Annotated in this window: 25 protein-coding genes; 8 read left to right on the top strand and 17 right to left on the bottom strand. The window is 72.9% G+C overall.

Annotation, left to right across the window (positions count from 1 at the left end):
* Nucleotides 1-7: 7 nt before the first annotated feature.
* From G6W55_RS08995 to G6W55_RS08965, 7 genes are all read right to left on the bottom strand, one after another.
* Entirely contained in the window at nt 8-865 is an 858-nt protein-coding gene (locus G6W55_RS08995; protein WP_175520275.1) for a carbohydrate ABC transporter permease, read from the bottom strand.
* 1 nt (nt 866) lies between these two features.
* Nucleotides 867-1,817: a carbohydrate ABC transporter permease gene (locus tag G6W55_RS08990; RefSeq protein WP_030779620.1), complete on the bottom strand. Its 951-nt coding sequence runs from the start codon at nt 1,815-1,817 to the stop codon at nt 867-869.
* A 2-nt stretch (nt 1,818-1,819) separates the two neighbouring features.
* On the bottom strand, nt 1,820-3,169 hold the full coding sequence (locus tag G6W55_RS08985) for an ABC transporter substrate-binding protein (RefSeq protein ID WP_175520274.1): 1,350 nt from the start codon (nt 3,167-3,169) through the stop codon (nt 1,820-1,822).
* 64 nt (nt 3,170-3,233) lie between these two features.
* Complete coding sequence (locus tag G6W55_RS08980; protein ID WP_175520273.1) at nt 3,234-4,445, bottom strand: ROK family transcriptional regulator; 1,212 nt, start codon at nt 4,443-4,445, stop codon at nt 3,234-3,236.
* Nucleotides 4,446-4,704: 259 nt separating this feature from the next.
* Nucleotides 4,705-5,538, bottom strand: coding sequence for a hypothetical protein (locus tag G6W55_RS08975; RefSeq protein ID WP_175520272.1), 834 nt, complete (start codon nt 5,536-5,538; stop codon nt 4,705-4,707).
* Between the two features lie 138 nt (nt 5,539-5,676).
* Nucleotides 5,677-6,303 (bottom strand): Uma2 family endonuclease, encoded by a 627-nt coding sequence (locus G6W55_RS08970; protein WP_175520271.1) that lies wholly within the window; start codon nt 6,301-6,303, stop codon nt 5,677-5,679.
* 360 nt (nt 6,304-6,663) lie between these two features.
* Complete coding sequence (locus G6W55_RS08965) at nt 6,664-7,758, bottom strand: mechanosensitive ion channel family protein (protein ID WP_175520270.1); 1,095 nt, start codon at nt 7,756-7,758, stop codon at nt 6,664-6,666.
* A 323-nt stretch (nt 7,759-8,081) separates the two neighbouring features.
* Here G6W55_RS08965 and G6W55_RS08960 point away from each other — a divergent pair, with 323 nt between their 5' ends.
* Nucleotides 8,082-8,618: an HNH endonuclease gene (locus G6W55_RS08960; protein WP_030779604.1), complete on the top strand. Its 537-nt coding sequence runs from the start codon at nt 8,082-8,084 to the stop codon at nt 8,616-8,618.
* 154 nt (nt 8,619-8,772) lie between these two features.
* Here the strand turns inward: G6W55_RS08960 and G6W55_RS08955 are convergent, their stop codons facing one another.
* The 5 genes from G6W55_RS08955 to G6W55_RS08935 all read right to left on the bottom strand — a co-directional run bounded on the left by G6W55_RS08955 (nt 8,773) and on the right by G6W55_RS08935 (nt 13,250).
* Complete coding sequence (locus tag G6W55_RS08955) at nt 8,773-9,399, bottom strand: hypothetical protein (protein ID WP_309243661.1); 627 nt, start codon at nt 9,397-9,399, stop codon at nt 8,773-8,775.
* Nucleotides 9,396-10,616 carry a hypothetical protein gene (locus tag G6W55_RS08950; RefSeq protein WP_175520269.1) on the bottom strand — a complete coding sequence of 407 codons (1,221 nt, stop codon included), beginning with the start codon at nt 10,614-10,616 and terminating at the stop codon, nt 9,396-9,398. The genes G6W55_RS08955 and G6W55_RS08950 overlap by 4 nt, the downstream gene beginning before the upstream one ends.
* Nucleotides 10,617-10,717: 101 nt before the next feature.
* Nucleotides 10,718-11,527, bottom strand: coding sequence for an ABC transporter ATP-binding protein (locus G6W55_RS08945; RefSeq protein ID WP_375372440.1), 810 nt, complete (start codon nt 11,525-11,527; stop codon nt 10,718-10,720).
* Nucleotides 11,524-12,618, bottom strand: a complete 1,095-nt coding sequence (locus tag G6W55_RS08940) for a zf-HC2 domain-containing protein (protein WP_175520267.1) — start codon at nt 12,616-12,618, stop codon at nt 11,524-11,526. The genes G6W55_RS08945 and G6W55_RS08940 overlap by 4 nt, the downstream gene beginning before the upstream one ends.
* Nucleotides 12,615-13,250, bottom strand: a complete 636-nt coding sequence (locus tag G6W55_RS08935) for an RNA polymerase sigma factor (protein WP_175520266.1) — start codon at nt 13,248-13,250, stop codon at nt 12,615-12,617. The genes G6W55_RS08940 and G6W55_RS08935 overlap by 4 nt, the downstream gene beginning before the upstream one ends.
* Nucleotides 13,251-13,471: 221 nt before the next feature.
* On the opposite strand from G6W55_RS08935, the gene G6W55_RS08930 reads away from it, so the two are divergent.
* Genes G6W55_RS08930 through G6W55_RS08920 form a run of 3 tightly spaced genes read left to right on the top strand, consistent with a single transcriptional unit; the run spans nt 13,472 to nt 16,099 of the window.
* A complete protein-coding gene (locus G6W55_RS08930) occupies nt 13,472-13,678 on the top strand; it encodes a hypothetical protein (protein WP_266543053.1) in 207 nt (68 codons plus the stop codon).
* Nucleotides 13,679-15,784 carry a 4-alpha-glucanotransferase gene (gene malQ, locus G6W55_RS08925; RefSeq protein WP_175520265.1) on the top strand — a complete coding sequence of 702 codons (2,106 nt, stop codon included), beginning with the start codon at nt 13,679-13,681 and terminating at the stop codon, nt 15,782-15,784.
* A gap of 57 nt (nt 15,785-15,841) precedes the next feature.
* Complete coding sequence (locus tag G6W55_RS08920; RefSeq protein WP_030779586.1) at nt 15,842-16,099, top strand: hypothetical protein; 258 nt, start codon at nt 15,842-15,844, stop codon at nt 16,097-16,099.
* 100 nt (nt 16,100-16,199) lie between these two features.
* On the opposite strand, the gene G6W55_RS08915 is transcribed toward G6W55_RS08920, so the two are convergent.
* On the bottom strand, nt 16,200-16,994 hold the full coding sequence (locus G6W55_RS08915; protein WP_175520264.1) for a GntR family transcriptional regulator: 795 nt from the start codon (nt 16,992-16,994) through the stop codon (nt 16,200-16,202).
* Nucleotides 16,991-17,533, bottom strand: a complete 543-nt coding sequence (locus tag G6W55_RS08910; protein WP_175520263.1) for a GntR family transcriptional regulator — start codon at nt 17,531-17,533, stop codon at nt 16,991-16,993. Before G6W55_RS08910 ends, G6W55_RS08915 begins: the two co-directional genes overlap by 4 nt.
* 73 nt (nt 17,534-17,606) lie before the next feature.
* Between G6W55_RS08910 and G6W55_RS08905 the strand changes: the two genes are divergently transcribed.
* Both G6W55_RS08905 and G6W55_RS08900 read left to right on the top strand, forming a co-directional pair.
* Entirely contained in the window at nt 17,607-17,921 is a 315-nt protein-coding gene (locus G6W55_RS08905) for an ATP-binding protein (RefSeq protein ID WP_175520262.1), read from the top strand.
* An 84-nt stretch (nt 17,922-18,005) separates the two neighbouring features.
* The gene (locus tag G6W55_RS08900) at nt 18,006-18,344 is read left to right on the top strand and encodes a DUF6415 family natural product biosynthesis protein (protein ID WP_175520261.1); all 339 of its coding nucleotides are present in this window, start codon (nt 18,006-18,008) and stop codon (nt 18,342-18,344) included.
* On the opposite strand, the gene G6W55_RS08895 is transcribed toward G6W55_RS08900, so the two are convergent.
* On the bottom strand, nt 18,329-18,901 hold the full coding sequence (locus tag G6W55_RS08895; RefSeq protein WP_175520260.1) for a TetR family transcriptional regulator: 573 nt from the start codon (nt 18,899-18,901) through the stop codon (nt 18,329-18,331). The two genes, G6W55_RS08900 and G6W55_RS08895, sit on opposite strands and share 16 nt — an antisense overlap.
* A 128-nt stretch (nt 18,902-19,029) precedes the next feature.
* Here G6W55_RS08895 and G6W55_RS08890 point away from each other — a divergent pair, with 128 nt between their 5' ends.
* Nucleotides 19,030-20,517, top strand: a complete 1,488-nt coding sequence (locus tag G6W55_RS08890) for an FAD-dependent monooxygenase (RefSeq protein WP_175520259.1) — start codon at nt 19,030-19,032, stop codon at nt 20,515-20,517.
* 19 nt (nt 20,518-20,536) lie between these two features.
* Here the strand turns inward: G6W55_RS08890 and G6W55_RS08885 are convergent, their stop codons facing one another.
* On the bottom strand, nt 20,537-21,085 hold the full coding sequence (locus G6W55_RS08885) for a MarR family winged helix-turn-helix transcriptional regulator (RefSeq protein WP_175520258.1): 549 nt from the start codon (nt 21,083-21,085) through the stop codon (nt 20,537-20,539).
* A gap of 78 nt (nt 21,086-21,163) precedes the next feature.
* Between G6W55_RS08885 and G6W55_RS08880 the strand changes: the two genes are divergently transcribed.
* Nucleotides 21,164-22,093 carry an EamA family transporter gene (locus G6W55_RS08880; RefSeq protein WP_254876166.1) on the top strand — a complete coding sequence of 310 codons (930 nt, stop codon included), beginning with the start codon at nt 21,164-21,166 and terminating at the stop codon, nt 22,091-22,093.
* Between the two features lie 212 nt (nt 22,094-22,305).
* Here G6W55_RS08880 and pepN read toward each other — a convergent pair.
* A partial coding sequence (pepN, locus tag G6W55_RS08875) for an aminopeptidase N (protein ID WP_175520257.1) occupies nt 22,306-23,987 on the bottom strand: 1,682 nt, incomplete at its 5' end.

Here is a 23,987-nt window from a genome sequence, read left to right as displayed (position 1 = left end):
AGGAGGTTCAACCCTTCACTCCGGTCAGGGTGACGCCCTCGACGAACGCCTTCTGCGCGAAGAAGAACACGAGGATCACCGGGGCCATGACCAGCACGGTGGCGGCCATGGTGAGGTTCCAGTCGGTGTGGTGGGCGCCCTTGAAGGACTCCAGGCCGTAGGACAGGGTCCACGCGGCCGGGTTCTCCGAGGCGTAGATCTGCGGGCCGAAGTAGTCGTTCCAGGCGTAGAAGAACTGGAAGAGCGCGACGGCGGCGACGCCGGGCTTCGCCATCGGCAGCACCACCTTCAGCAGGGTCCGCAGCTCGCCGCAGCCGTCCACCTTCGCCGCGTCCAGGTACTCGTTCGGGATGGTCGTCAGGAACTGCCGCAGCAGGAAGATCGAGAACGCGTCGCCGAACGCCATCGGGACGATCAGCGGCCACAGCGTGCCCGACAGGTCCAACTGCTTCGCCCAGAACAGGTACATCGGGATGACCACCACCTGCGGAGGCAGCATCATCATCGAGATCACCAGCATGAGCGTCAGATTCCGGCCCCGGAAGCGGAACTTGGCGAGCGCGTACGCCACCGGGATCGACGAGACGACCGTAAGGACTGTTCCCAGTCCCGCGTAGAGCAGCGTGTTCTTCCACCAGGTGACGAAGCCCGGGGTGTCGAAGACCTTCCGGTAGTTGGCCCACTCCCAGGTGTGCGGGATCAGGTCCCGGCTGAGCGCCTGGGAGTCGCTCATCAGGGACGTCAGGAACACGAACACGAAGGGGAGGGTGAAGAGGAGGGCGGCCGCCACGCCCAGGGAGTGGACCGCGATCCACTCCAGGAGCGTCCTGCGGCGGGCCGCCGCGATACCTGCGTGCTGCGCCATGTCAGTCACCTGCCTGGATGAGACCGCCCCGGCGCCGCATCAGCAGCGCGGTGAACGCCATCGACAGGGCGAACAGGACCAGGGCGACGACACAGGCGGAGCCGTAGTCGAAGCGCTGGAAGCCGAGGTTGTAGACGAGCTGGGGGAGGGTCAGCGTGGACCGGTCGGGGTAGCCGGGCTCGAACATGGTGCCCGCGCCCTGGATCACCCCCGAGGCGACCTTCCCGGCCACCAGGGGCTGTGTGTAGTACTGCATCGCCTGGATGACACCGGTGACGACGGCGAACATGATGATCGGCGAAATGTTGGGAAGGGTGACGAACCGGAACCGCTGCCAGGCCGACGCCCCGTCCAGCTCCGCCGCCTCGTACTGCTCCCGCGGCACGTCGAGCAGCGAGGCCATGAAGATCACCATCAGGTCGCCGACGCCCCACAGCGCCAGCAGGGTCAGGGCCGGCTTGGACCAGGTGGGGTCGTTGAACCAGCCCGGCGCCGGCAGACCGGCCCGCTCCAGGATCGAGTTGACCGGGCCCGTACCGGGGTTGAGGAGGAACGCGAAGGCCATGGTCGCCGCCACGGGCGGGGCCAGATAGGGCAGGTAGAAGAGGGTGCGGAAGACCCCCGTCGCCGTCTTGATCTTCGTGATGAGCAGACCGATCCCGAGTCCGAACAGGACCCGCAGACCCACCATGATCACCACGAGCCACAGGGTGTTGCGCAGGGCCGGCCAGAACAGGGGGTAGGACTCGAAGACGTACGCCCAGTTCTTCGTCCCGCTCCACTCCGGCGGCCGGAAGCCGTCGTAGCGCATGAACGAGAAGTAGACCGTGGACAGCATCGGGTAGGCGAAGAAGACCGTGAAGCCGATCAGCCAGGGCGACAGGAAGGCCGTGGTGCGAAGCGCCGCCCTGCGGCGCTTCGCCCTCAGGGCGGGGGAGGCCGTCGTGCTCATCGCTACTTCGCCTGCGCGATGTCCGTGTCGATCTGCGCGGCCGCCTTCTTCAGACCCGCCGTCAGGTCGGTGACCTTGCCGCTCTCGTAGTCGTAGCCGAGCTGCTGGATCGTGGTCAGGTAGACGCCGCCGTTGACCGAGGCGGGGGAGGTGGTGGAGTCCGGGTTCGCGGCGATGTCGAGGAAGGTCTTGAACCGCGGGTCGTACGTCAGGTCGGGGGACTTGAGGGCGGCCAGCGTCGAGGGCACGTTGTGGATGGCGTTGGAGAAGGCGACGACCGCGTCCGTGTCGGTGGTCATGTACTTCACCAGTTCCCAGGCCGCGTTCTGCTTCTGGCTGGTGGCGGCGATCCCGGCGATGGTGCCGGTGATGTACCCCTTGCCGTACTGGTCGGCCTGGTCGTCCGGGACGGGCAGCGGGGCGACCCCGATCTCGAAGTCGGGTTTGGCGTCCAGGGCCATGCCGAGGCGCCACTCGCCGTCGAGCTGCATGGCCACCTGGCCGGTGTGGAAGGGGTGCTTGGGGCCCCACTCGTCGCCGAGGCCGGAGCGGTACTTCTCCAGCTTCTTGAAGCCGCCGAGTCCGTCCACCAGCTTCTTCTGGAGGGTGAAGGCCGCCGGGACCGCCGGGTCGGTGGCGATCGTGGACTTGCCGGCCCGGTCGAAGTACGTCGGCGAGAACTGGCCCAGGTAGTGCTCGGTGGTGGTCTCCCAGCCGTGGTAGTTCGGCATGAAGCCGAGCTGCTTGTAGCTGTCGCCCTGGGGGATCGTCAGCTTCTTGGCGTCGGCCTCGAACTCGGACCACGTCTTCGGCGGGCTGCTGATGCCGGCCTTCTCGAACGCCGTCTTGTTGTAGTAGAGGCCGTAGGCGTCGCCCAGCAGCGGGACGGCGCAGCGGTCGCCCTCGAACTGGGTGTACTCGTTCATCGCCTTGGGGAAGGTGGTGTCCGGGTCGACGCCCGCCTTCTCGAAGAACGGGTTGAGGTCGACCAGGGCGCCCGAGGAGCAGAACTTCCCCACGTTGTTGGTGGTGAAGGAGGAGATCACGTCCGGCGCCTTGGCGCCGCCCGCCCGCAGCGCCTGGTTGATCTTGTCGTCGGTCATGTTGCCGACGACGGTCACATGGATGTTGGGGTGCGCCTTCTCGAAGCCGGCGACCAGCGCCTGCACGGCCTTGACCTCGCCGGGCGCGCTCCACGCGTGCCAGAAGGTGAGGGTCGTCTCCTTGGACGCGTCGTCCTCCGCGCCGCCGGCGGACTGGCCGGTACAGGCGGTGGTGCTCAGGAGGAGGGCGGTGGACGCGGCCAGGGCGAAAGCCGCTTTTCGGACCGCTGAGGGTATGCGTGTGGGCATGACGGAGCCTCCCAGGGGCGGGTGTTGTTGACGAGAGGGGGTCGTGCGGGTGCGTGCGGGTGCGTCAGCGCGAGGTGTCGAAGACCTCGTCGCGGGTGGCCGCCAGCGCGCTCTCCAGCGCGCCGCGCAGGACGGGGTGTTCGGTGACGTCGCCCAGGACCAGCTTCGGCCGGGACGCGGCGAGGTCCGCGAGTTCGGCCTCGACGAGCGCGCGGAGCGTCTCGCCGCCGGCCGTCAGGGCGGTGCCGCTGAGGACGACGAGTTCGGGGTCGAGCACGGAGACCAGCGAGGCGAGACCGGTGGCCAGCCGGGTCGCGTACGTCTCCAGGAGCAGCCGGTGCAGGACGGTGTCCTCGGCGGCGGCCCGTTCGAGGAGGGTGGCGGCGGCCTCGGTGTAGGGCCCGGAGGGGACGTCGTTCATCCCGATCTCGCGGGCCAGCCGGGGCAGTGCCTGGGAGCCGGCCAGCTCCTGGAAGCCGCCACTGTTGGCTTTCCTCACCTGCCGGACCAGCGGGGCGCCGGGAACCGGAAGGAAACCTACCTCTCCCGCGCCGCCGGTCCAGCCGCGGTGCAGCCGGCCGCCGAGCACGAGGGCGGCGCCGAGACCGCCCTCGTTCCACAGCAGGACGAAGTCCTCGTGGCCGCGGGCCGCGCCGAGCCGTTGTTCGGCGACGGCGACGAGGTTGACGTCGTTCTCGTACTCCACCGGCATCGGCAGTGCCGCCGCGAGGTCGTCGAGCAGCGTGGGCGCGTGCCAGCCGGGGAGGTGGGAGGCGTAGCGCAGCCGGCCGGTGGTGGGGTCGAAGGCGCCCGGGGTGGCGACGACGAGCCGGCGCACGTCGTCGCGGGTGAGGCCGGCGGCCTTGACCGCGCCGTCGAGCGCGTCGGTGACCTGCCGTACGACGGCCCCCGCGGCCTTTCTGGCGGGCGTGGCCACCTCGTAGGTGCCGACGGTCCGGCCGGTGAGGTCGGCGACGGCGGCGAGGACGCGCTCGGGGGTGACGTCGAGTCCGGCGGCGTATCCGGCGGCCGGGTTGACGCCGTAGAGCTGGGCGTTGGGTCCGGGGCGGCCCTCGGTGGTGCCGGTGGCCAGGACCAGGCCCGCCGCCTCCAGCCGGGCGAGGAGCTGCGAGGCGGTGGGCTTGGACAGGCCGGTGAGCTTGCCGATGCGGGTGCGGGACAGGGGGCCGTGCGCGAGGAGGAGGTCGAGGGCGGTGCGGTCGTTCATGGCGCGCAGGACGCGCGGGGTGCCCGGCGTACCGGCGGTTCCTGCCATGGGTCGACACCTGCCTCTCTGAACGGCACAGCCTGTCAGTGACGCGGGAGGCGAGTCCACTTCGGGTTCACCCTCGGCCACTGTTAGGAAAGTTTCCTATCGGCTGTCAGGGAAGGTAAGCCCGACGCGAAGGGGCCGTCAAGGGCCGGCCGGACGGAGAGGGCCGGAAAACGAAGAACCCGCCCCCGCGCCGGGAGGCACGGGGGCGGGACAGCGGGCCGGTCGGCCGTTCGGCTGTTCGGTTCGGCCGTTCCGCGGGCTACTTCACCATGACAAAGTCGCCGACGGCCGACTTGGCGGCCGTGGTGGAGGTGCCGGCGAAGACGAAGCGGTACGCGCCGCTCTTGGTCGCCTTGGTCGTGGTGGACAGGGCGCCGCCGGTGCCGGTGGTGACCGTCTTCACCGTCCTGTAGGTGCTGGTGCCCTTGGCCTTGAACTGGAGGGTCGCCTTCTGGCCGGCGTAGCCGGTGTAGGTGCCGGAACCCCAGTTGGCGCGGGTCAGCTTGCCCTTGACCGTGAGCGTCTTTCCGGCGCGCGCGGGCTCCGGGGAGGCGTTGACGGTCAGCTTGGCGGCGCGCTGGACCTTCGCGGTGCCGAGCCCGCCCCACAGCGCGAAGCCGTACTCGACGCTGATGTGGTCGTCGGACTCGTCCAGCTCCTGGTCGAGGTGGCCGTAGAACCCGCCGGCCTTCCAGGTGCCGGCGTCCGCGGAGTCGTAGAGGCTCTCCCACGGGTCCACGACCAGGGTCTCCTTGCAGGACTGGGTCACCGTGGCGGCGGTGGTGGCCGTCGTCGTGCAGACCGGCGCGGCGGCCGGCTCGATCGAGTTCTCCGGCTCCTTCAGCGAACCGCGGTAGAGCATCACGCCCGCGAAGTTCGACTTGTAGTCGATCGTCAGATCGGCGGGCCGGGTCAGCGTGTAGGTGACCGGCACCTTCACCTTGGCGGTGGTGCCGACGACGATCGGCTTGCCCTTGTTGACGGTCACCTTGGTGAACGTCAGCGCCGGCGCGGCGGCCTGCGCGGCGGGCGCGGCCAGACCCCCCAGAGCCAGGGCGCCGGACACGACGGCACCGATGGCGAGCTTCCTCATGTATCCCCACATTCACCCCGAAACCCCTGGGCATTCCGCTCCAGAACAAGGGCCCGGTACACGCGTGACGATAGGGGGTGGCTGTGACGTGGGGGAATGGCGGGGTGGCTGTGAAGATCGTCGGCCGTCGGACGGTCCTCAGACGTCGGCGTCGAGGAACGCGGCGGTCTCCAGGGTCGGGTACGGCGCCGGGAGGGGCAGCGGGTCGCCGAGATCGGCCTTGGTGTCGGTGGCGTAGTAGGCGTCGGTGGGGTCGTCGCCTGGGAGGACGGGGTCGGTGTAGCAGTGGGCTGTCCCTGCGTGGCGGTCGATGAGGACATAGAGGGGGATGCCGGCGGCGGCGTAGGTGCGGAGCTTGGCCCCGGTGTCGGTCTCGTGGTTGCCGGACGTGACCTCGCCCACGAGGGCGATCATGTCGACGGGGTACCAGCCCTTGTGGGCCTTGCGGTACGACTCGTCCAGTTCGGTCGGCCTGCGGCGGCGGACGTAGAAGTCCGGGACGAGCAGACTCATGGTCGAGCCGTCCGGGTGCGCGGCACGGTAGCCGTTGCCCATGCCCACGAGGTGGAATCCCGACGCCCGGAACTGAAAGGCCAGCTCGAGTGTGCCGTGGTTGTGCTGGTCGTCCGGCTGCGGCGGCACGATGACCGTCCCCTCGACGTACTCCGGTCGGATCGGCATCGGCGACGCCTCTTCGATCGCGCTCAACAGGTCGATGGGGTCCACGTGCGTCATGACCGTCTCCAAGATCGGCTCGGCGCTCATCGCTGGTCTCCTCGTCACGCTGGTGCCAGGCTAGGGCCTTTCTTTCGGATCTGGCCGGCTTCGAGCGACGGTGCGTCTCGGTGGGCCCGAGCGGGGTCTGGTGCGTGTAGCTGCAAGGCGGAGGAGGGCGTCGACGCGGAGCGTCGGCAACCGACGACAACGCCGCTGGGGGTCCCCCCTCTGGGGGAGCGCGTGCCAGGCCCCGCGACCCCCGGCAAGATCCGAAAGAAAGGCCCTGAGCCCGCGCCGGGTGCCCCGGGCAGAACGAAGGGGCATCCGGCGCCCGTGCGGCGTCGGATGCCCCGGCCGTTCACTCGAACGAGTGTGCTGAAACCGTTCGCCTGTCGGCTCGTCCCTGGGTCACCGGGCCCGCGGGGCCGGCGGCGTGGGGGTGAGCGGCGTCGCCGCCTGGGCCTGGGGGGATGTCGTGTTGGCGTAGACCGACGGGGCCGCGATCGACTCCGACGGGTCGATGATCTCCTCCTCCGCCGGGGCCGTCGCGCCGCCGACGATGTCGATGTTCGCCGCGTCGAAGGCGCGCTTGATGCGCCAGCGCAGTTCGCGTTCGACGGAGAGGGACTTGCCGGGCATGGTCTTCGCCGCGACCCGGACCACCATCGAGTCCAGCAGCACGCTGTCCAGGCCGAGCACCTCGATCGGGCTCCACAGCAGTTCGTTCCAGGGCTCTTCCTTGCTCATCTTCTCGGCGACCTCGGTCAGCGTGGCCTTCACCCGGTCGAGGTCCTCGGACGTCTTGACGGTGACGTCGACCCCCGCCGTCGCCCAGCCCTGCGAGAGGTTGCCGATCCGCTTGACCTCGCCGTTGCGGACGTACCAGATCTCGCCGTTCGCGCCGCGCAGCTTCGTCACGCGCAGCCCCACCTCGATGACCTCACCGGTGGCCACGCCCGCGTCGATCTGGTCGCCGACGCCGTACTGGTCCTCCAGGATCATGAACACGCCGGACAGGAAGTCCGTCACCAGGTTGCGCGCGCCGAAACCGATCGCCACACCCGCGACACCCGCGGACGCCAGCAGCGGCGCGAGGTTGATCTCGAAGGCCGACAGCGCCATCAGCGCCGCCGTGCCCAGGATCACGAAGCTCGCCACCGACCGCAGCACCGAGCCGATCGCCTGCGACCGCTGCCGGCGCCGCTCGGCGTTGACCAGCAGCCCGCCCAGCGTGGTGCCCTCGACCGACTCGGTGGTGCGGTTCATCCGGTCTATGAGCTTGGTGATCGCCCGCAGCACGAACTTCCTCAGCACCACGGCGATCAGCAGGATCAGCAGCACCCGCAGACCGATCGCCAGCCAGGTCGACCAGTTCTGCTCGACCCAACTGGCCGCGTTCCCCGCACGCTCCTGGGCGTCCTGGAGACTCGGGACCGTGACGGTCGGCGACTCCGAGGGCGTCGGCGACGGATCTGCGGCGAGCAGCACGGCGGACAAGGACACGGCAGGTACCTCCAGGTGCAGCGGCCCACGTCCGGTGCGGCGGTCAACGTCTGCAAGTTCTTCAAGGTCACGAAAAGGTCACCGGACGGGCAGCACCACCACACTAACGGGGCATTGTGTGTGCTCTTGCAGGATGCGGGAAGGAGAGACGGTCCTCACCCGCGCTTGAACAGGCCACGGTCCGGGGGACACATCAGGGTGTGGTCGAAAACACTCCCAGCCCGTTACCGGGACATGGTGGCGCGTCCACCAGGCAAGAGGGGAGACTGACCTCAGATCGTCCCGGCGCGAGCCACGCGCCGCCGACGCCCAAGGAGGCATCCGTGCCGCATGTCCTGGTCCTGAACGCGTCGTACGAGCCGCTCGGCGTCGTACCGCTCCGCCGCGCACTCGTCCTCGTCCTGGAGAACAAGGCTGTCTCCCTGGAGGAATCGGGCGCCTTCATGCACAGCGCGACCGTCACAGTCCCCGCACCCAGCGTGGTCCGGCTCAAGCGATTCGTCCGGGTTCCCTACCGGGGCCCCGTTCCTCTCACCCGCCGCGCCCTGTTCGCGCGCGACGGCGGCCGGTGCATGTACTGCGGTGGCGTCGCAACCAGCGTCGACCACGTCGTTCCACGCAGTCGCGGGGGCCAGCACGTGTGGGACAACGTCGTGGCGTCCTGCCGTCGCTGCAACCACGTCAAGGCCGACCGCCATCTCGTCGAGATCGGCTGGCGGCTGCGGCACAAACCCGCACCTCCCACCGGCCTGGCCTGGCGCATCATCGGCACCGGCCACCGGGACCCGCGCTGGCTGCCGTACTTGCAGCCGTACGGCGCGGACGACGCCCTGGCCCGGATCGACGGCATCTCCGCCTGACGATCCGGGCTTCTTCATGCCCCGTGGCACCACCGGCCCACCCGCACCGGCCCACCCGGACGGGCCGACGGCACCGGCTGCCGCGGGGCCCTTCGGGACGCGTCGGCCGGTGCCGTCGGTTCGGCGTCGGTGCCGCCGTGCCGTCGGTGCCGCGTCAGCCTCGGCCGGTCTCCGGCCGCGTCCCCCGTACGACGTACAGGACCGCCCCCAGCGCGAACGCGCCCCCGGCCGCCGCCCACGCCCCCGCCGCGGCCGCCGGCTGCACCGGCCACGCCCACACCGTGACCGCGTGCCCGCGCACCCCGTGCGACGCCAGGTACACCGCGCCGACGTAGCCGAACGCCGGCAGCCAGCTCAGCCGGGCGCCCAGCAGCGCCACCGCGGCCGCCGTCACCCCCGTGCAGCCCAGCAGGTTGCGGACCACGGCCGCCGGGCCGAAGTCGGGCGGCCCGCCGCGCACGGCGAGCGGCAGCACCGCCGCCGCCAGCACGGTCAGCGCGAGCAGATGGGCCAGCCGCCGCGGCCACCACGGCCGTACGGCGGTGCGGTCCAGTTCCCCGGACGCGCTGTGCAGACCGGTCCCGATCACGGCGGCCGCCAGCAGCGGGGCCAGCGCCACGATCGGCAGCCTGCGCTCCGGGTCGAGGTAGGTGTCCATCCGGTCCGCCGCCCACACCGCGAAGGCCGCGGTGGCGGCGAGCGCGGCCACCGTGGCGGGGACGGCGCGGGAACGGGCGTACAGCAGGATTCCGCGCAGCGCCTTCGCTGGTGGTTCGTTCACAGCGTCGGCACCCCCGTCGCGTCGCAGGAGCCCGCCGTCGCGAAGTACGCCGACAGCCAGGTCCGGCGCTCGTCCTCGCCCATCGCCGCGAGCCGCGCGCGGGCGGCGGTCCGGGCGCGCAGGGCGGCCCGGTGCTCCGCGTCGCCCCGCGCGTCCAGCGCGTCGAAGTGCGCCTGCGCCGGACTCGGGGCGAGGAGGTTCTGCACGGCGTCGTCCGCGAGGCCCACCCGAGGGTCGAGCGTGTCGCAGTCGGCCCGGCGCTGGAGCGCTGCCACCGCCTCCCACGCGTACTGCTCCGGATCGGTGAGCCGCCCCCGTACGACCGACCGGCCGAACGGGGTCAGCATCGGCAGTTCCGCCTCGTCCGCGCGTGGCTCCCCGGCCCGGTCCTCGAACCGCACCGGCAGGTTCCGCACCCCGCGCAGCCGCCCGGTGACCCCCGAGAGAACCTCCGTGACCTGCGGCAACAGCTCGCCGTAGCGGGCGTTCACACACACCTGCGGGGTGGTCGAGGTGTCGCAGACCTGGCGGTGGGCGACCGGGTCCGGCCGCCACAGCCCGTCGCCCGCGCCGATCAGCAGCCCGCCCGCCACGACCGCCGCCGTCAGCGGCAGCAGCGCCACGTACCGCCGCCGGGCCGCGTACGCCAGGACGGCCGCCGCCGCGAGGCCCGCCGTCCACCCGGCCGTCGCCACCGGCTGCCACCCCACCGGCACCTCGTGGACGGAGACCGGCAGGGCCGGGTTCAGGAACCGGCCCGCGCCCTCGCGCACCGACGCCGACACGCCCAGCACGGCGTACCCGGCCGTCGCCAGCAGCGGCGGGGCCAGCCGCCAGGCCGTCAGCCGCCCCACCACCTGCCCGGCGACCGCCGCGGCGGCCAGCGCCACCACGTCCGCGGGCAGCAGCGCGAGACGCGGCCCGTCACCCCGGGCGTACGGCCAGGTCGCCAGCAGCGCGCCGGCCGCCGCGACCAGGTAGCCCGCGGCCACCCACAGCGCGAGCGGCAGCGCCGACACCAGGAACCCGGCCAGCGGCGACCGTACGGCTGTGGCCCACAGCTCCTCCGTACGACGCCGGCGGTCCCGTCCGCCCTGGCGGCAGCCGGCCGCCGCCGCGAGGGGGAGAAGGATCAGCAGCGCGTCGTGCAGGACGCCCCGGGTCTCCGCCCAGCCGCCCTGCCAGCGGTCGGCCGAACCGGCGAGGAGCACGGTCATGGTCAGCAGGACGGCGGCGCCTGCGAGGGGTGGGAAGCCGCGGAGGGTCTCCGTGTGTAGGGGATGTCTTGTCGGTGCCGGGCGTACCGGGTTCAGGAGGCTCATCGCGCGGCCACCGTCCCGGCCCGCTCGGCGCGGTGGGCGCGCAGGGCCGCCGTGTAGCCGCGCTCGATCGGGTTGTCGCCGACGCCGTCCGCCCCGGCCTCCTCGCCGAGGGCGCTCAGCGCGTCCGGCGTACCGCGGTAGGCGACCCGGCCCCCGTCCAGCAGGGTGACCTCGGTGCAGGCGGCGGCCACGTCCTCCACCAGGTGGGTGGAGACGACGACCGTCGCCCGCGCGCCCAGCTCCCTCAGCAGCGCCCGGAACTCCACCCGCTGCTCCGGATCCAGCCCGGCGGTCGGCTCGTCGAGGAGCAGGATCTCGGGGTCGTTGACGACGGCCTGCGCGATGCCGACCCTGCGGACCATGCCGCCGGACAGCGTCCGCACCTTCGCGTCGGCGCGGTCCGTCAGGCCGACGCGGTCCACCGCGCGGGCCACGGCCGCCGGGGTGTCCGCCGCGGGCACCTCCTTCAGCCAGGCCATGTACGCGACGAACTCGCTGACCGTGAAGCCGGGGTAGTGGCCGAACTCCTGCGGCAGATAGCCGAGCCGGGCCCGCACCGACCCGCGCCGGCGCGGGTCGCCGACGTCCTCGCCGAGCATCTCCACCCGGCCGGCGTCCGGTCGCGCGACCGTGGCGAGCACCCTGATCAGGGACGTCTTCCCGGCGCCGTTCGGACCGAGCAGCCCGTGCACACCCCGGCCGAGGGTGAGGTCCACCCCGTCGAGGGCGACGGTCCGGCGGTGCCGGACGCGCAGACCGGTCACTCGTATCGTGCTCAAGGGAACTCCTGGGGAAGGGGTCATCATCGCTGCTCCAGCCGGTCGTAGGCCCGGTCGTAGGCGGAGCGGCGGACGGTGAGCAGGGCGGCGCTGAGCACGGCGGCGGCCGCCCACGCGCTCTGCGCGAGCGGGCCGTCGAGGCAGCGGGAGAGCTGTTCGGCGAGGCGGGCGGTAAGGGGCTCCGCGAGAGTCCCCGCGAGGGTCTCCGCCGGGGTGGTGAGACCGGCCGGTGGTGTTCCGCCGGGACCGGTGAGCGCCGGGACGAGCACCGCCGTGAGCCAGCCTCCGCCGGTCACCGCGGTCGCGGCCCGGAGACCGACGTACCCGGCCAGGGCCAGCGCGGTCAGGGTCAGGGCGAGGCCCGGGAGCAGCCAGGCGGCCGCGTTCGGGGTGCCGGGGGCGGGCAGCAGCAGGCCGGTGAGGGTCAGCAGCGGCAGGCTGACGGCGAGCACGGCGGCCGTCCGCGTCAGCAGCAGCCGAAGTCCGCCGGACGGGGTCGAGGCGACGAGTTCGTACAGCGGGTCGGCGTGCCGGCCGTAGGACAGGGCGACCCCGGCGACCGGTACGACCGGCGCGATCGCCAGCAGCAGCGGCCGCGTCCCGTCGACGCCCGCGCCGTACGCCAGCGCGACGGCCCCGATCGCCACCGCGACGACGGCGACGAGCCAGCCGCCGCGCACGGCGGGCCCGGCGGCCCAGAGGACGCGGAGCAGGGGGGAGAGGCGGGGGTGGTCGGTGCCGGTGCCGGTGCCGGTGCTTGTGCGGGAGGACCAGATGCGGGCGCCGTGGGGGCGGTGGGCGGGGATCGGGGCGGGGGCAGGGGGCGTGCCGGGTACGGCGTCGCGCGCCGTCGCCCGCTCCTGTGCACCGGACTCCACCCCGGTCTCCACCCCGGCCGTCATGTCGGCCTCCACCCTGGCCTCCACCCTCGCCCACACCTCCGCCAGGACCGTCGCCGTCGCCGGGGCGGTCGTCGTGACGGCGCGGGAGACGAGGGCCGCGCAGGTGCCGCAGTGCTCCAGGTGCTTCTCCAGGGACCAGGCCGCGGACTCCGGCAGGGTGCCGTCGGCATAGCGGGCGGCCAGGCTGTCGGTGGCGTGCCAGGGGGACTCGCTCATGCCGGGCCTCCTGCCGGACGGGCGTGCAGCGGGCCGGTGTTCACCGGGCCGGGGTTCAACTGGGCGAGGGCCGCGCGCAGTTCGGCGCGGGCCCGCATCGCGCGGGTCTTGACGGTGCCCTCGGGGATGCCGAGCAGCCGGGCCGCCTCCCGGGTGGTGAGCCCGTCGACGACGGTGGCCCGCAGCACCTCCCGCAACTCGGGCGAGATCCGGCCGAGGGCGGTGCCGACGTCGCCGAACTCCAGCCCGGCCAACACCCGTTCCTCGGCGGACTCGACGGGCGCCGGCTGCGGATCCGGTGCCGTGTCGGCCCGTGCGATCCGTGTCTCGACCCGCGTGACCCGTTCCTGGGCGCGCCGCGCGTCGACCAGCCGTCGGGCGGCGATGGTCCACAGCCAGCCGCCCGCCTCCCCGCCGCCGTGCCCGCCCGCCGACCGCCACACGGTCACGAAGGTGTCCTGCACCACCTCGCGGACCACCTCGGCGTCGGCGCAGCGCCGGGTCAGCCGCGCGTGCAGCCACCCCGCGTGCCGTTCGTACAGCGTGGCCAGGGCGCTCGCGTCCCCGTCCGCCACGGCCCGCAGCAGCGCCGCGTCCGTGTCGCTCTCCCCGTGCTCCCCGTGGCCCCTCATGGGGCGGAACCGTCTCACACCCTCTCTGTCGGACGGCCGCGCGCCGACGGTTCACGGGCCGGGGGCACGGTCGGCCGATAGGGTGCGGTCTGTTCCGTACGGGAGGAATGTCGAGGTGGGGAATGTGGCGAGATGGGCGGTGTCCGCGCCCCGGACGTCTGTCGTCGCGTCCGCTGGGTAGGGCTGCGGGGAAGCCGTCCCCCACGCGACGAGGAGCCACCGTGATCGCACCGGCCCACTGCAAACGCCCGGCGGAGCCGTCCGCCGCCCTCGAAGTCCCCTTCCCCGAAACCCACTTGTCCGCGTACGGCGCCGAGGGCACCGTGGTCGAGGCGCCGCTCACCAGTGAGCCGCCGCTGCCCGACGCCGAGCCGCTCACCAGCGAACCGCCGCTCGCCGCGGCGGACTCCGACTTCACGAGGCCGTAGATGACCGTCCCCCTCGGCGAGGAACTCGCCCGGCTGGCCGCGCTGCACGGCGTGGCCGTCTCCTACCAGCCCTCCCCGGACCGTACGGTCACCGCCTCGGCGGCCGCCGTCACCCGGGTCCTGGCCGCGCTCGGTGTCGACGCGGGCGGCCCGGAGGCGGTGCGGGCCGCGCTCGCCGCACGGGAGGCGGAACTGCGGGAGCGGCTGCTGCCGCCGACGGTGGTGTGCTGGAGCGGCAGCCCCTGCGAGCCGCTCGCCGCCCTCCCCGAGGGGACGGCCCTGCGGATCGAGACCGAGCAGGGCGAGATCCGGGAGGTCCACGCCGGCCGGGCCGCGCAGGCCGGGGTGGAGGGCCTCCGGCACGGCGTCCACCGGCTGACCGCCACCGCCCCCGCCCCCGACGGCCGCACCGCGCACGCCCACCTCGTGGTGGCCCCGCCCCGGCTGCCCACGCCGCCGGGACGCTCGTACGGGCTGCTCGTGCAGCTCTACTCCCTGCTGTCGCGGCGTTCCTGGGGCATGGGCGATCTGGGCGACCTGGGGGAGCTGGCCGGCTGGGCCGGGCGGACGCTGGGGGCCGGGTTCGTGCAGGTCAACCCGTTGCACGCGGCCGTGCCGGGCGCGCCGACGGATCCGTCGCCGTACCGGCCGTCGTCCCGCCGTTTCCCCGACCCGGTCCACCTGCGGGTGGAGGACGTGCCCGAGTTCGCGTACACCGACGCCGACACGCGTGCCCTGCTGGAACGGGCCGCGCGGCTGCGCGAGGCCGTACTGGACAAGGGCGAGCTGATCGACCGGGACGCGGTGTGGGCGCTGAAGCGGGAGGCGCTGGAACTGCTCGCCCGGGTACCGCTCGGCCCCGGCCGGCGCGCCGCCTACGACGACTTCCTCGCCGAGCAGGGGCGGGCCCTGGAGGACCACGCGACCTGGTGCGCGCTCGCCGAAGTGCACGGCGGTGAGTGGGGCCGCTGGCCGGAAGGGCTGCGCGACCCGCGGTCGGCGGAGACCGCGCGGGCCCGCGAGGAGCTGCGGGACCGCGTCGACTTCCACTCCCGTCTCGCCTGGCTCACCGACGCCCAGCTCGCCGCCGCGCAGCGCGCCGCGCGCGAGGCGGGCATGCCGGTCGGGATCGTGCACGATCTGGCGGTCGGTGTGCATCCGGGGGGTGCGGACGCCTGGGCGCAGCAGGAGTACTTCGCCGCGGGGACGTCGGTCGGGGCGCCGCCGGACGCGTTCAACGCGCGAGGCCAGGACTGGGGGCTGCCGCCCTGGCGCCCGGACCGGCTCGCCGCCTCCGGCTACGCCCCGTACCGGCGGCTGCTCCAGGGCCTGTTCCGGTACGCCGGGGCGCTGCGCATCGACCATGTCATGGGCCTGTTCCGGCTCTGGTGGATCCCCCAGGGGGAACCCCCTACGGAGGGCGCGTACGTCCGCTACGACGCCGAGGCGATGCTCGCCGTCCTGGTGCTGGAGGCGTCGCGGGCGGGCGCGGTGGTGATCGGCGAGGACCTCGGCACCGTCGAGCCCGGGGTGCGGGAGGCGCTGCGCGAGCGCGGGGTGCTGGGCACGTCCGTGCTGTGGTTCGAACGGGACTGGGCCGGCGACGGCGCCCCGCTGCCCCCGGAGAGCTGGCGCGCCGACTGCCTGGCCACCGCCACCACCCACGACCTGCCGTCCACGGCCGCCCGGCTCACCGGCGAGCACGTCGAACTCCGCGACCGGCTGGGCCTGTTGACCCGGCCGGCGGCGACGGAACGGGCCGAGGCGGCGGCGGACACGGCGGAGTGGCTGGCGCTGCTGACACGCCTCGGGCTGCTGGGCGAGGGCGGGGGCGCGGGCGCGGGTGATCCCGCCTCAGAGGAGGCCGAGGTCCAGGCCGTCCACCGCTTCCTGGGCCGCACCCCGGCCCGCATGATCGGCGTCTGGCTCCCGGACGGCGTCGGCGACCGCCGCCCGCAGAACCTCCCCGGCACCTGGGACCAGTACCCGAACTGGCGCCTGCCGATCGCCGACGCGAACGGCCGCCCGGTACCCCTGGAGGACCTCACGTCCTCCCCACGACTCCGAGCCCTGGTAGAGGTCCTACGGCAGGCACCCCCGGGATAGCCCCTTACGGGGCACCCCGGGCGCGCGGCTCTCCCGGGCGTTCGCTACGTTTGCCCTGTGGACAAGAAGAACGCCCTGCGCGCCGGCGCCCTGGCCGCCGGTACGACGCTGATGATGCTGCTCATGTCGTCCCCCGCGCTCGCGCTGACCCGCGACGACGGCGACGACCCCGGCCCGGGCCTGAACGTGGCCGAGACGCTGGGCCTCTACGTCTTTGCCCCGATCGTGCTCTTCGCGGTCATCACCGGCCTGGTGATGGTCCTCGACAAGTCCAACCCGGCCCTCCGCGTCATCAAGCCCAAGCCGAAGGCCTGACGCCTCCCAGCCACACAGAACGCCACCCCGACCGCAGCACGGCGGCCGGGGTGGCGTCTTTGTCGTGTGACCGGGCCGGGGGCCTTCGCCCGGGCCCGGGTCATTCAGGGACGAAGTCGTATTGCAGTTCGTACAGGTGACCCGCCTTGACCATGACGGTCGCCTCGATGGGACGGTCGTCGTCGCTGTACACGACGCGCAGCGTGCGCAGCACCGGTAGGTCGGTGGGCAGCCTCAGCGCCTGGTACTGCTCCTGCGTGGGCACCCTGGCGGAGACCCGGTCCGTGCTGAGCCGCGGCGGGAAGCCGAGTTCGGCGAGCAGCGCGGGCGTGCCGCCCCGGATCTTCCGCTTCTCCGCGACGGCGGTTCCCCGGGCGACGGCCGTCGGATAGTACGACTTCACCAGCTCGACGGGTTCACCGTCCACGGAGAGGATCTGATGGCGCAGGACCGCCGTCTCGTCGTCGGCGAGGCGCAGCGCGGCCGCGACGTCGGCGGAAGGCCGGACCTCCCGCACGTCGAGCAGCGTGCTCTGTGCCCGCGCTCCGAGCTTCGCGGCCTCGGCCAGCCAGCGGTACGGCTCGCCCGGGGCGGACGGCGCCAGGTACGCGGCGGGGCGAACGGTCCGCTGCCGGTGGTCCCGCACGGTGACCGACGCCCCGGCGCGGCCTACGACCAGCCGCTCGTCCTTGAGGACCTGGAGCGCCTTCTGGATGGTGGCGTTGGCGGCCTCGAACCTCGCCTTGAGCTGGGCGGTCGAGGGCAGAGGCGCACCGGGAGCCAGGTCGCCGCTCATGATCTCGTCCCGCAGGTCCGCGGCGATCCGCTCGTGAAGCGAACGCCGGTCCGGAGCGTCGCCGTCGGGGGAGGGGGTGTCGGTGGTGTGCACGGTCATCCGATCCGGATCTCGTAGCGCAGTCTCTGCCGCCGGGCGGGCATCACCATCAGGTCGGCCTGGAAGGGCCTGTCCGCGCTGTCCAACGTGACCCTGCTGAGCCGGAGCACCGGCTCGTCCGCGCCCAGACGCAGCACCTCGCGCTCCTCGGCGTCGGGCATGCGTGCCGTCACGTCCTCCCGCACCCGCACGCCGACGTGCCCCAGCGCTGCGAGGGCGGACACCGCCCCGCCAGGGATCCTGCCCCGCTCGGCGAGCCGGGTGCCGCGCGCGATGTCGACCGGATAGTAGGTGTCCGTCAACTCGCAGGGCTCGCCGTCGAACTCGATGATCCGGCGGCGTACGACGACAGGGCCGCCCGCGGACAGACCGAGCAGGCCGGCCACCTCGTCCGGCGCGGCCACCTCACCGGCGTGGACGATGCGCTGACCGCCCTTGCCACCCCGGGCGGCGGCCTCGGCACCCCAGGCGTCCTGCTGTCCCCGCTCCCGTGGGACCAGATACGGCATCGAGGTGCTGACCCACGTCTCGTCGCTCATGGTGTCTCCTCCACGCGATGGCCGACCTTGCCGCTTTACACGTTAGGCGACAAGGCTGGAGCGCCGGTTCCCCATGAAGCAGCGGCTCTGGGGCGCCGCATCCTGGAGGCACGCCGACCGGGTGGAGGACATCCGGCTGTGTGTCTCCGAACTCGCCGCCAACGCCGTGCTGCACGGTGTCCCGCCGGGGCGCGAGTCCTCGTTGGAGGCCGACGCGGACGGCCCACTGCTACGGGTCGGGGTCTCTTGGGCCGGTGCCGACATGTGCTCTGGTAGAGGGCTTCGTCTCGTGGTGGCTCTCGCCGACGACTTCGGTGTGATCGCACACCGTCTGGGCGAAGCGGTCTGGGTGATTCAGGGCCGGGTGCCAGAGGCCAGTGGTGGTTAGGGAGCTGAGGGCCCTTCCCGACGCCGGCCTGAGGCTTGGAGGGAGGACTGCGGCCACTGTCGATCACTCCGGAGAGGAATCGGCATGGTGCGTGCCGCCGCCTCCTGGTTTCTGGCTCAGCAGGCACTGCCCCGTCATCAGACGGTGAAGCTCCTCGACGGGGACTTCAGGGCGCACCTGGCCTTTCTGATGCCGCAGATCGAGCGGTTGGTCGCCGAGGCGCCCGCGGATGGCGTGCGGGCGACGCTCGCGCTGGCCGGGGTCGAGGAGGCTCGTAGGCGGCTGGCCGTGGCCGAGCGGCCTGGGCTGCGGGGTGAGGTGGAGCGAGTGCAGTGGCTGGCTCGGTCCGTCATGGTGCTGCGCGACCACCATGACGCGCTGACCGGTGGATCCCCCCTGATCGACGGTCAGGCCGCCGGATGAGGGGCTGTCAGGTAGCGGTGGATCGTGGGGGTGAGCCAGGCGGTCAGTTCCTCGCGGGGGAGGGTGACCACCGGGGGGAGGCGGAGGATGTAGCGGGTGAGGGCCAGGCCGAGGAGTTGGGTGGCGCACAGGGCCGCTCGGGTGCCGGACTGTTCGGGGTCGGGGCAGACCGCTCGGGCCGTGGGCAGGAGCTGGTCGCGGAAGATCGTCTGCATGCGGGCGGCGCCGGCCTCGTTGGTCACGCCGACGCGGAGGAGGGCGGTGAGGACCTCGTTCTCCTCCCACATGTCCAGGAAGTGGGTGACCAGGGCGCGGCCGACCTCGTCCCGGGGGAGCGTGGTGAGGTCGGGCAGCTTCAGGTCGACGGCTACCGCCGCCGCGAACAGGCCCTCCTTGTTGCCGTAGTAGCGCATGACCATGGAGGGGTCGATGCCCGCGTCCTTGGCGACGGCGCGGATGGTGGTCCGTTCGTAGCCGTCGGCGGCGAAGCGTTCGCGGGCGGCGGTGCGGATCGCGTCGCGGGTGGCCTCGGAGCGGCGGGTGCCTGTGCCAGTCATGTCCACAAGCGTAGGCCAACGTGTGTTTGCCAACAAGTGTTGACCCCCGGCCGGGGGCGCCCCTATCGTTGTCAACATGCGTTGGCCAACGCCCGTTGGCCTACGAGCGTTGGCGTAAGGAGGCCACCATGAACGGCACCACCGCCCACACCACCGCCCGCACCACCCCCCACCCCGTGATCGTCGTCGGCTCCGGGCCCACCGGGCTGCTGCTCGCCGGTGATCTCGCCGTCGCCGGTGTTCCCGTCACCCTCGTCGAGAAGCGCCCCTACCGCGTCAGCAACCTCTCCCGCGCCTTCGTCCTGCACGCCCGCACCCTGGAGCAGCTCGACGCCCGCGGCCTCGCGGACGAGCTCGAAACGGCAGGCCGCACCCTCGACCGGCTGCGCCTCTTCGGGCGGCTCACCATCGCCCTCGACACCCTCCCCTCCCGCTTCAACCACCTCCTCGTCATCCCGCAGTACGAGGTGGAGAAGGCCCTCCACCGGCGGGCCGAGCAGGCCGGGGTGCGCTTCCGGTACGAGTCCGAGGTCACCGGTCTGACCCAGGACGCGGACGGCGTGACGGTCACCGTCCGCACCGCCGACGGAGCCGCCGACGGAGCCGCCGACGAGGAGCTGCGCGCCGCGTACGTCGTCGGCACCGACGGCATGCGCAGCGCCGTACGGAACGCGATCGGGCTGCCCTTCCCCGGCCGTTCGGTGATCCGTTCCGTCGTCCTCGCGGACGTGCGGCTCGCGGAGCAGCCCGAGTCGCTGCTCACCGTCAACACCGCGGGCGACGCCTTCGCCTTCCTCGCGCCCTTCGGCGACGGCTACCACCGGGTGATCGCCTGGAACCGCGCCCGCGACGTCCCCGACAGCGAGCCCCTCGCCCTCGACGAGGTCAAGGAGGTCACCCGCCTCGCCCTCGGCCGGGACTACGGGATGCACGACGCCCGCTGGATGTCCCGCTTCCACAGTGACGAACGCCAGGCCCCCGCCTACCGGGTGGGCCGGGTCTTCCTGGCCGGCGACGCCGCGCACGTGCACACCCCGGCCGGCGGCCAGGGCATGAACACCGGCCTCCAGGACGCGGCCAACCTGAGCTGGAAGCTCGCCCAGGTCCTGCACGGCCACGCGCGCCCCGACCTGCTCGACACCTACCAGGACGAACGGCACCCCGTCGGCAGGTCGGTGCTCCGCAGCAGCGGCGGCATCGTCCGCCTCGCCATGGCCAAGCGGCCCGCGACCCTGGCCCTGCGCGCCGCGCTCACCACGCTCCTCGGCGTCGCCGCCCCCGCCCGCCGCCGTGCCGTCGGCCAGATCAGCGGCATCGGCGTCCGCTACCCCGCCCCGCGCGGCGCGCACCGCCTCACCGGCACCCGCGTCCCGGACGTCGCCCTGGCCGGCGGCGGCCGCCTCCACGAGGCCCTGCGCGGCGGCAGGTTCGTGCTGATCACCCCGGGGGCGTACGAAGGGGCGGGCGCCGACCGCGAGGGCCGCCTCGCCGTGGAACGCTGGGCGGGCGACCGCCGTACGGCCCTCCTCGTGCGGCCCGACGGATACGTGGCCTGGGCGGCGGACACCGCCGACGCGAGCGCCGTCGACGCGGCCCTCTCGGCGCACGTCGGCTGACACGCAAAGACGACGCCGCCTACCCCTCAGCCGTCTCCGTCGCGAACAGCACCTCCCGCAGCAGGTCGGCCAGTTGGGCGGCGCGCTCCGGGGTGAGGGCCGCCGACAGGGCCTGGGTCTGGGCGGCCAGCCCGGCGCCGACCGCACGGTCGACCAGGGTCAGCCCCTCGTCGGTCAGCGTCACCCGCAGCCCCCGCCGGTCGTGCGGATCGGGGGAACGGCGCAGCAGCCCCGCCCGCTCCAGTTTGTCGAGCCGGCCGGTCATCCCGCCGGTGGTGAGCATCAGCGTGGCCGAGAGCTGACGGGGCGAGAGGGTGTAGGGCTCGCCGGACCGGCGCAGGGTGGCCAGGACGTCGAACTCGCCCCGGGCCAGGCCGAGATGGCTGTACGCCCGTTCCGAACGGTCGCCCACCGCCCGCGAGATCCGGTGGATCCGGCCGAAGACCTCCATGGCGGCGGTGTCGAGATCGGGCCTGACCTCCGCCCACTGCTCGATGATCGCGTCGACCGGGTCCCTGCGCGGCGGCTGCGAAGGCTGCGGCGGCTGCGAAGGCTGCGTGGTGCTCATGGGGTGAGTATCCGGCCGTATCCGGTCGTCCGCAAGAAAGTGGCTTGTAGGTAAGTTGCTTAGAGGTAAGCTAAATGTATGCCGAGGATCACGACCGTCCTGCTCACCGCCCTCGCCCCCGTCTCCTGGGGCACCACCTACGCCGTCACCACCGAGTTCCTGCCGCCCGACCGCCCCCTGTTCACCGGTCTGATGCGCGCCCTGCCCGCCGGACTGCTGCTGCTCGCCCTCGGCCGGGTGCTGCCGCGCGGCCTCTGGTGGGGCAAGGCGGCGCTGCTCGGGGCGCTGAACATCGGCGCCTTCTTCCCCCTGCTGTTCCTCTCCGCGTACCGGCTGCCCGGCGGTATGGCGGCGGTCGTCGGCTCGGTCGGACCCCTGTTCGTCGTCGGTCTCTCGGCCCTGCTCCTCGGACAGCGGCCGACGGCGCGGACCCTGCTGGCCGGGGTGGTCGCCGCGTTCGGGGTCAGCCTGGTCGTCCTGAAGGCGGCCGGCGCGCTGGACGGGCTCGGCGTGCTGGCCGCGCTCGGCTCCACGGCCTCCATGTCGGCCGGTGTCGTCCTGACCAAGAAGTGGGGCCGGCCCGAGGGCGTCGGTCCGTTGGCGCTGGCCGGCTGGCAGCTCACCGCGGGCGGACTGCTGATCGCGCCGGTCGCGTTCCTCGCCGAGGGCGCTCCGCCCGCCCTGGACGGCCGGGCCGCCGCCGGGTACCTCTACCTGGCGCTGGCCAACACGGCGGTGGCGTACTGGCTCTGGTTCCGCGGCATAGGCCGGCTCACCGCCACCCAGGTCACCTTCCTCGGCCCGCTCTCCCCGCTCACCGCCGCCGTCGTCGGCTGGGCCGCCCTCGGCGAGGCGCTGACCCCGCTCCAGCTCACGGGCATGGCGCTGGCCTTTGGGGCGACGGTCGCGGGCCAGCTCCGAGCGGGCGGCGCCGCCGCCGAGGCGCCCGTACGACCGTCACCCCACAGGGGCACGAGCGAACGCCCGCACCGCGACGCCGTCGCCTGAGCCCGGCCCCGCGCGCAGGCGCAAACGCCCGGTCTCGCGCGCAGGCGCAAACGCCCGGTCTCGCGCGCAGGCGCAAACGCCCGGTCCCGCGCCCAGGCACAAAGACCCGGCCCCGTGCGCAAGCACAACCGCCCAGCCCCGCGCGCAGACACAAAAGCGGGGGCGCCCGGCATCAACCCGAGCGCCCCCGCCCCACTGCCTACCGCAAGCACCTACCGCGCGTCCGCCTCCTGCGCCCGCAGCGCCCGCTCCACGCCCGCGCGGGCCTCGGAGACCAGGCGGCGCAGGGCCGCGTTCGGCTCGGCGGAGGCCAGCCAGGCGTCCGTCTTGTCCAGGGTCTCGCGGGAGACCTGGACCGCCGGGTAGAGGCCGATCGCGATCTGCTGGGCGATCTCGTGCGAGCGGCTGTCCCAGACGCCCTTGACGACCTCGAAGTACCGGTCCGTGTACGCCGCCAGCAGCTCACGCTGGTCGGTCTGCACGAAACCGCCGATCACGGCCTCCTGGAGGGCGTTGGGCAGCTTGTCGTCCTCGACGACCGACGCCCACGCCTCCGCCTTGGCCTCCGGCGTCGGACGCGCCGCGCGGGCGGTGGCCGCGTGCCGCTCACCGGCCGCCGTCTTGTCGCGCTCGTACTCGGCGGTGATCTCCGCCTCGTCGAACCGGCCGACCGCCGCGAGGCGCTGCACGAACGCCCAGCGCAGCTCGGTGTCGACGGCCAGCCCCTCGATGGTCTGCGAGCCGTCGAGCAGGGCGTCCAGCAGGTCGAGCTGCTCCGGCGTGCGGGCGGTGGCCGCGAACGCGCGGGCCCAGGCGAGCTGGTGGTCGCTGCCCGCCTCGGCGGACCGCAGATGCGCCAGCGTGGCGTCGGTCCAGCGGGTCAGCAGGGCCTCACGGGCGGTCGGGTCGGCGTACAGGTCGATGGCCAGCTTGACCTGGCGGTGCAGCGACTGGACCACGCCGATGTCGGACTCCTTGCCGATGCCCGACAGCACCAGCGACAGATAGTCGCGGGCCGGCAGTTCGGCGTCCCGGGTCATGTCCCAGGCCGACGCCCAGCACAGCGCGCGCGGCAGCGAGGACTCGAAGTCGCCGAGGTGCTCGGTGACGAACGCCAGGGACCGCTCGTCCAGGCGGACCTTGGCGTACGACAGGTCGTCGTCGTTGAGCAGGACGACGTCGGGGCGGCGCGTGCCGACGAGCTGCGGAACGTCCGTCAGCTCGCCGTCGACGTCCAGTTCGAGGCGCTCGCGGCGCACCAGCTTGCCGCTCTCCCCGTCGAGGTCGTACAGGCCGACGGCGATCCGGTGCGGACGCAGTGTCGGCGCGCCCTTGGCGCCGGCCGGCAGGGCCGGGGCCTCCTGGCGGATCGCGAACGAGGTGATGACCCCGGACCCGTCCTCGCCGTCCGTCGCGATCTCCGGGCGCAGGATGTTGATGCCGGCCGTCTCCAGCCACGCCTTCGACCAGGACTTCAGATCGCGGCCCGAGGTCTCCTCCAGCGCGCCGAGCAGATCGGACAGGCGCGTGTTGCCGAAGGCGTGCGCCTTGAAGTACGCCTGCACGCCCTTGAAGAACTCGTCCATGCCGACATAGGCGACGAGCTGCTTGAGGACGGACGCGCCCTTGGCGTAGGTGATGCCGTCGAAGTTGACCAGGACGTCGTCCAGGTCACGGATCTCCGCCATGATCGGGTGGGTGGACGGGAGCTGGTCCTGCCGGTACGCCCATGTCTTCATGGAGTTGGCGAACGTGGTCCACGAGTGCGGCCAGCGCGACTGCGGGTGGTACGCCTGGCAGGCGATGGAGGTGTAGGTGGCGAACGACTCGTTCAGCCACAGGTCGTTCCACCACTCCATGGTGACCAGGTCGCCGAACCACATGTGGGCCAGCT

The organism is Streptomyces sp. CAI-85 (assembly GCF_013363615.1).
Classification (GTDB): Bacteria; Actinomycetota; Actinomycetes; order Streptomycetales; family Streptomycetaceae; genus Streptomyces; species Streptomyces antibioticus_B.
Note: the sequence above shows the minus strand (reverse complement) of the source record. Positions and strands in the feature narration are given on the sequence as shown.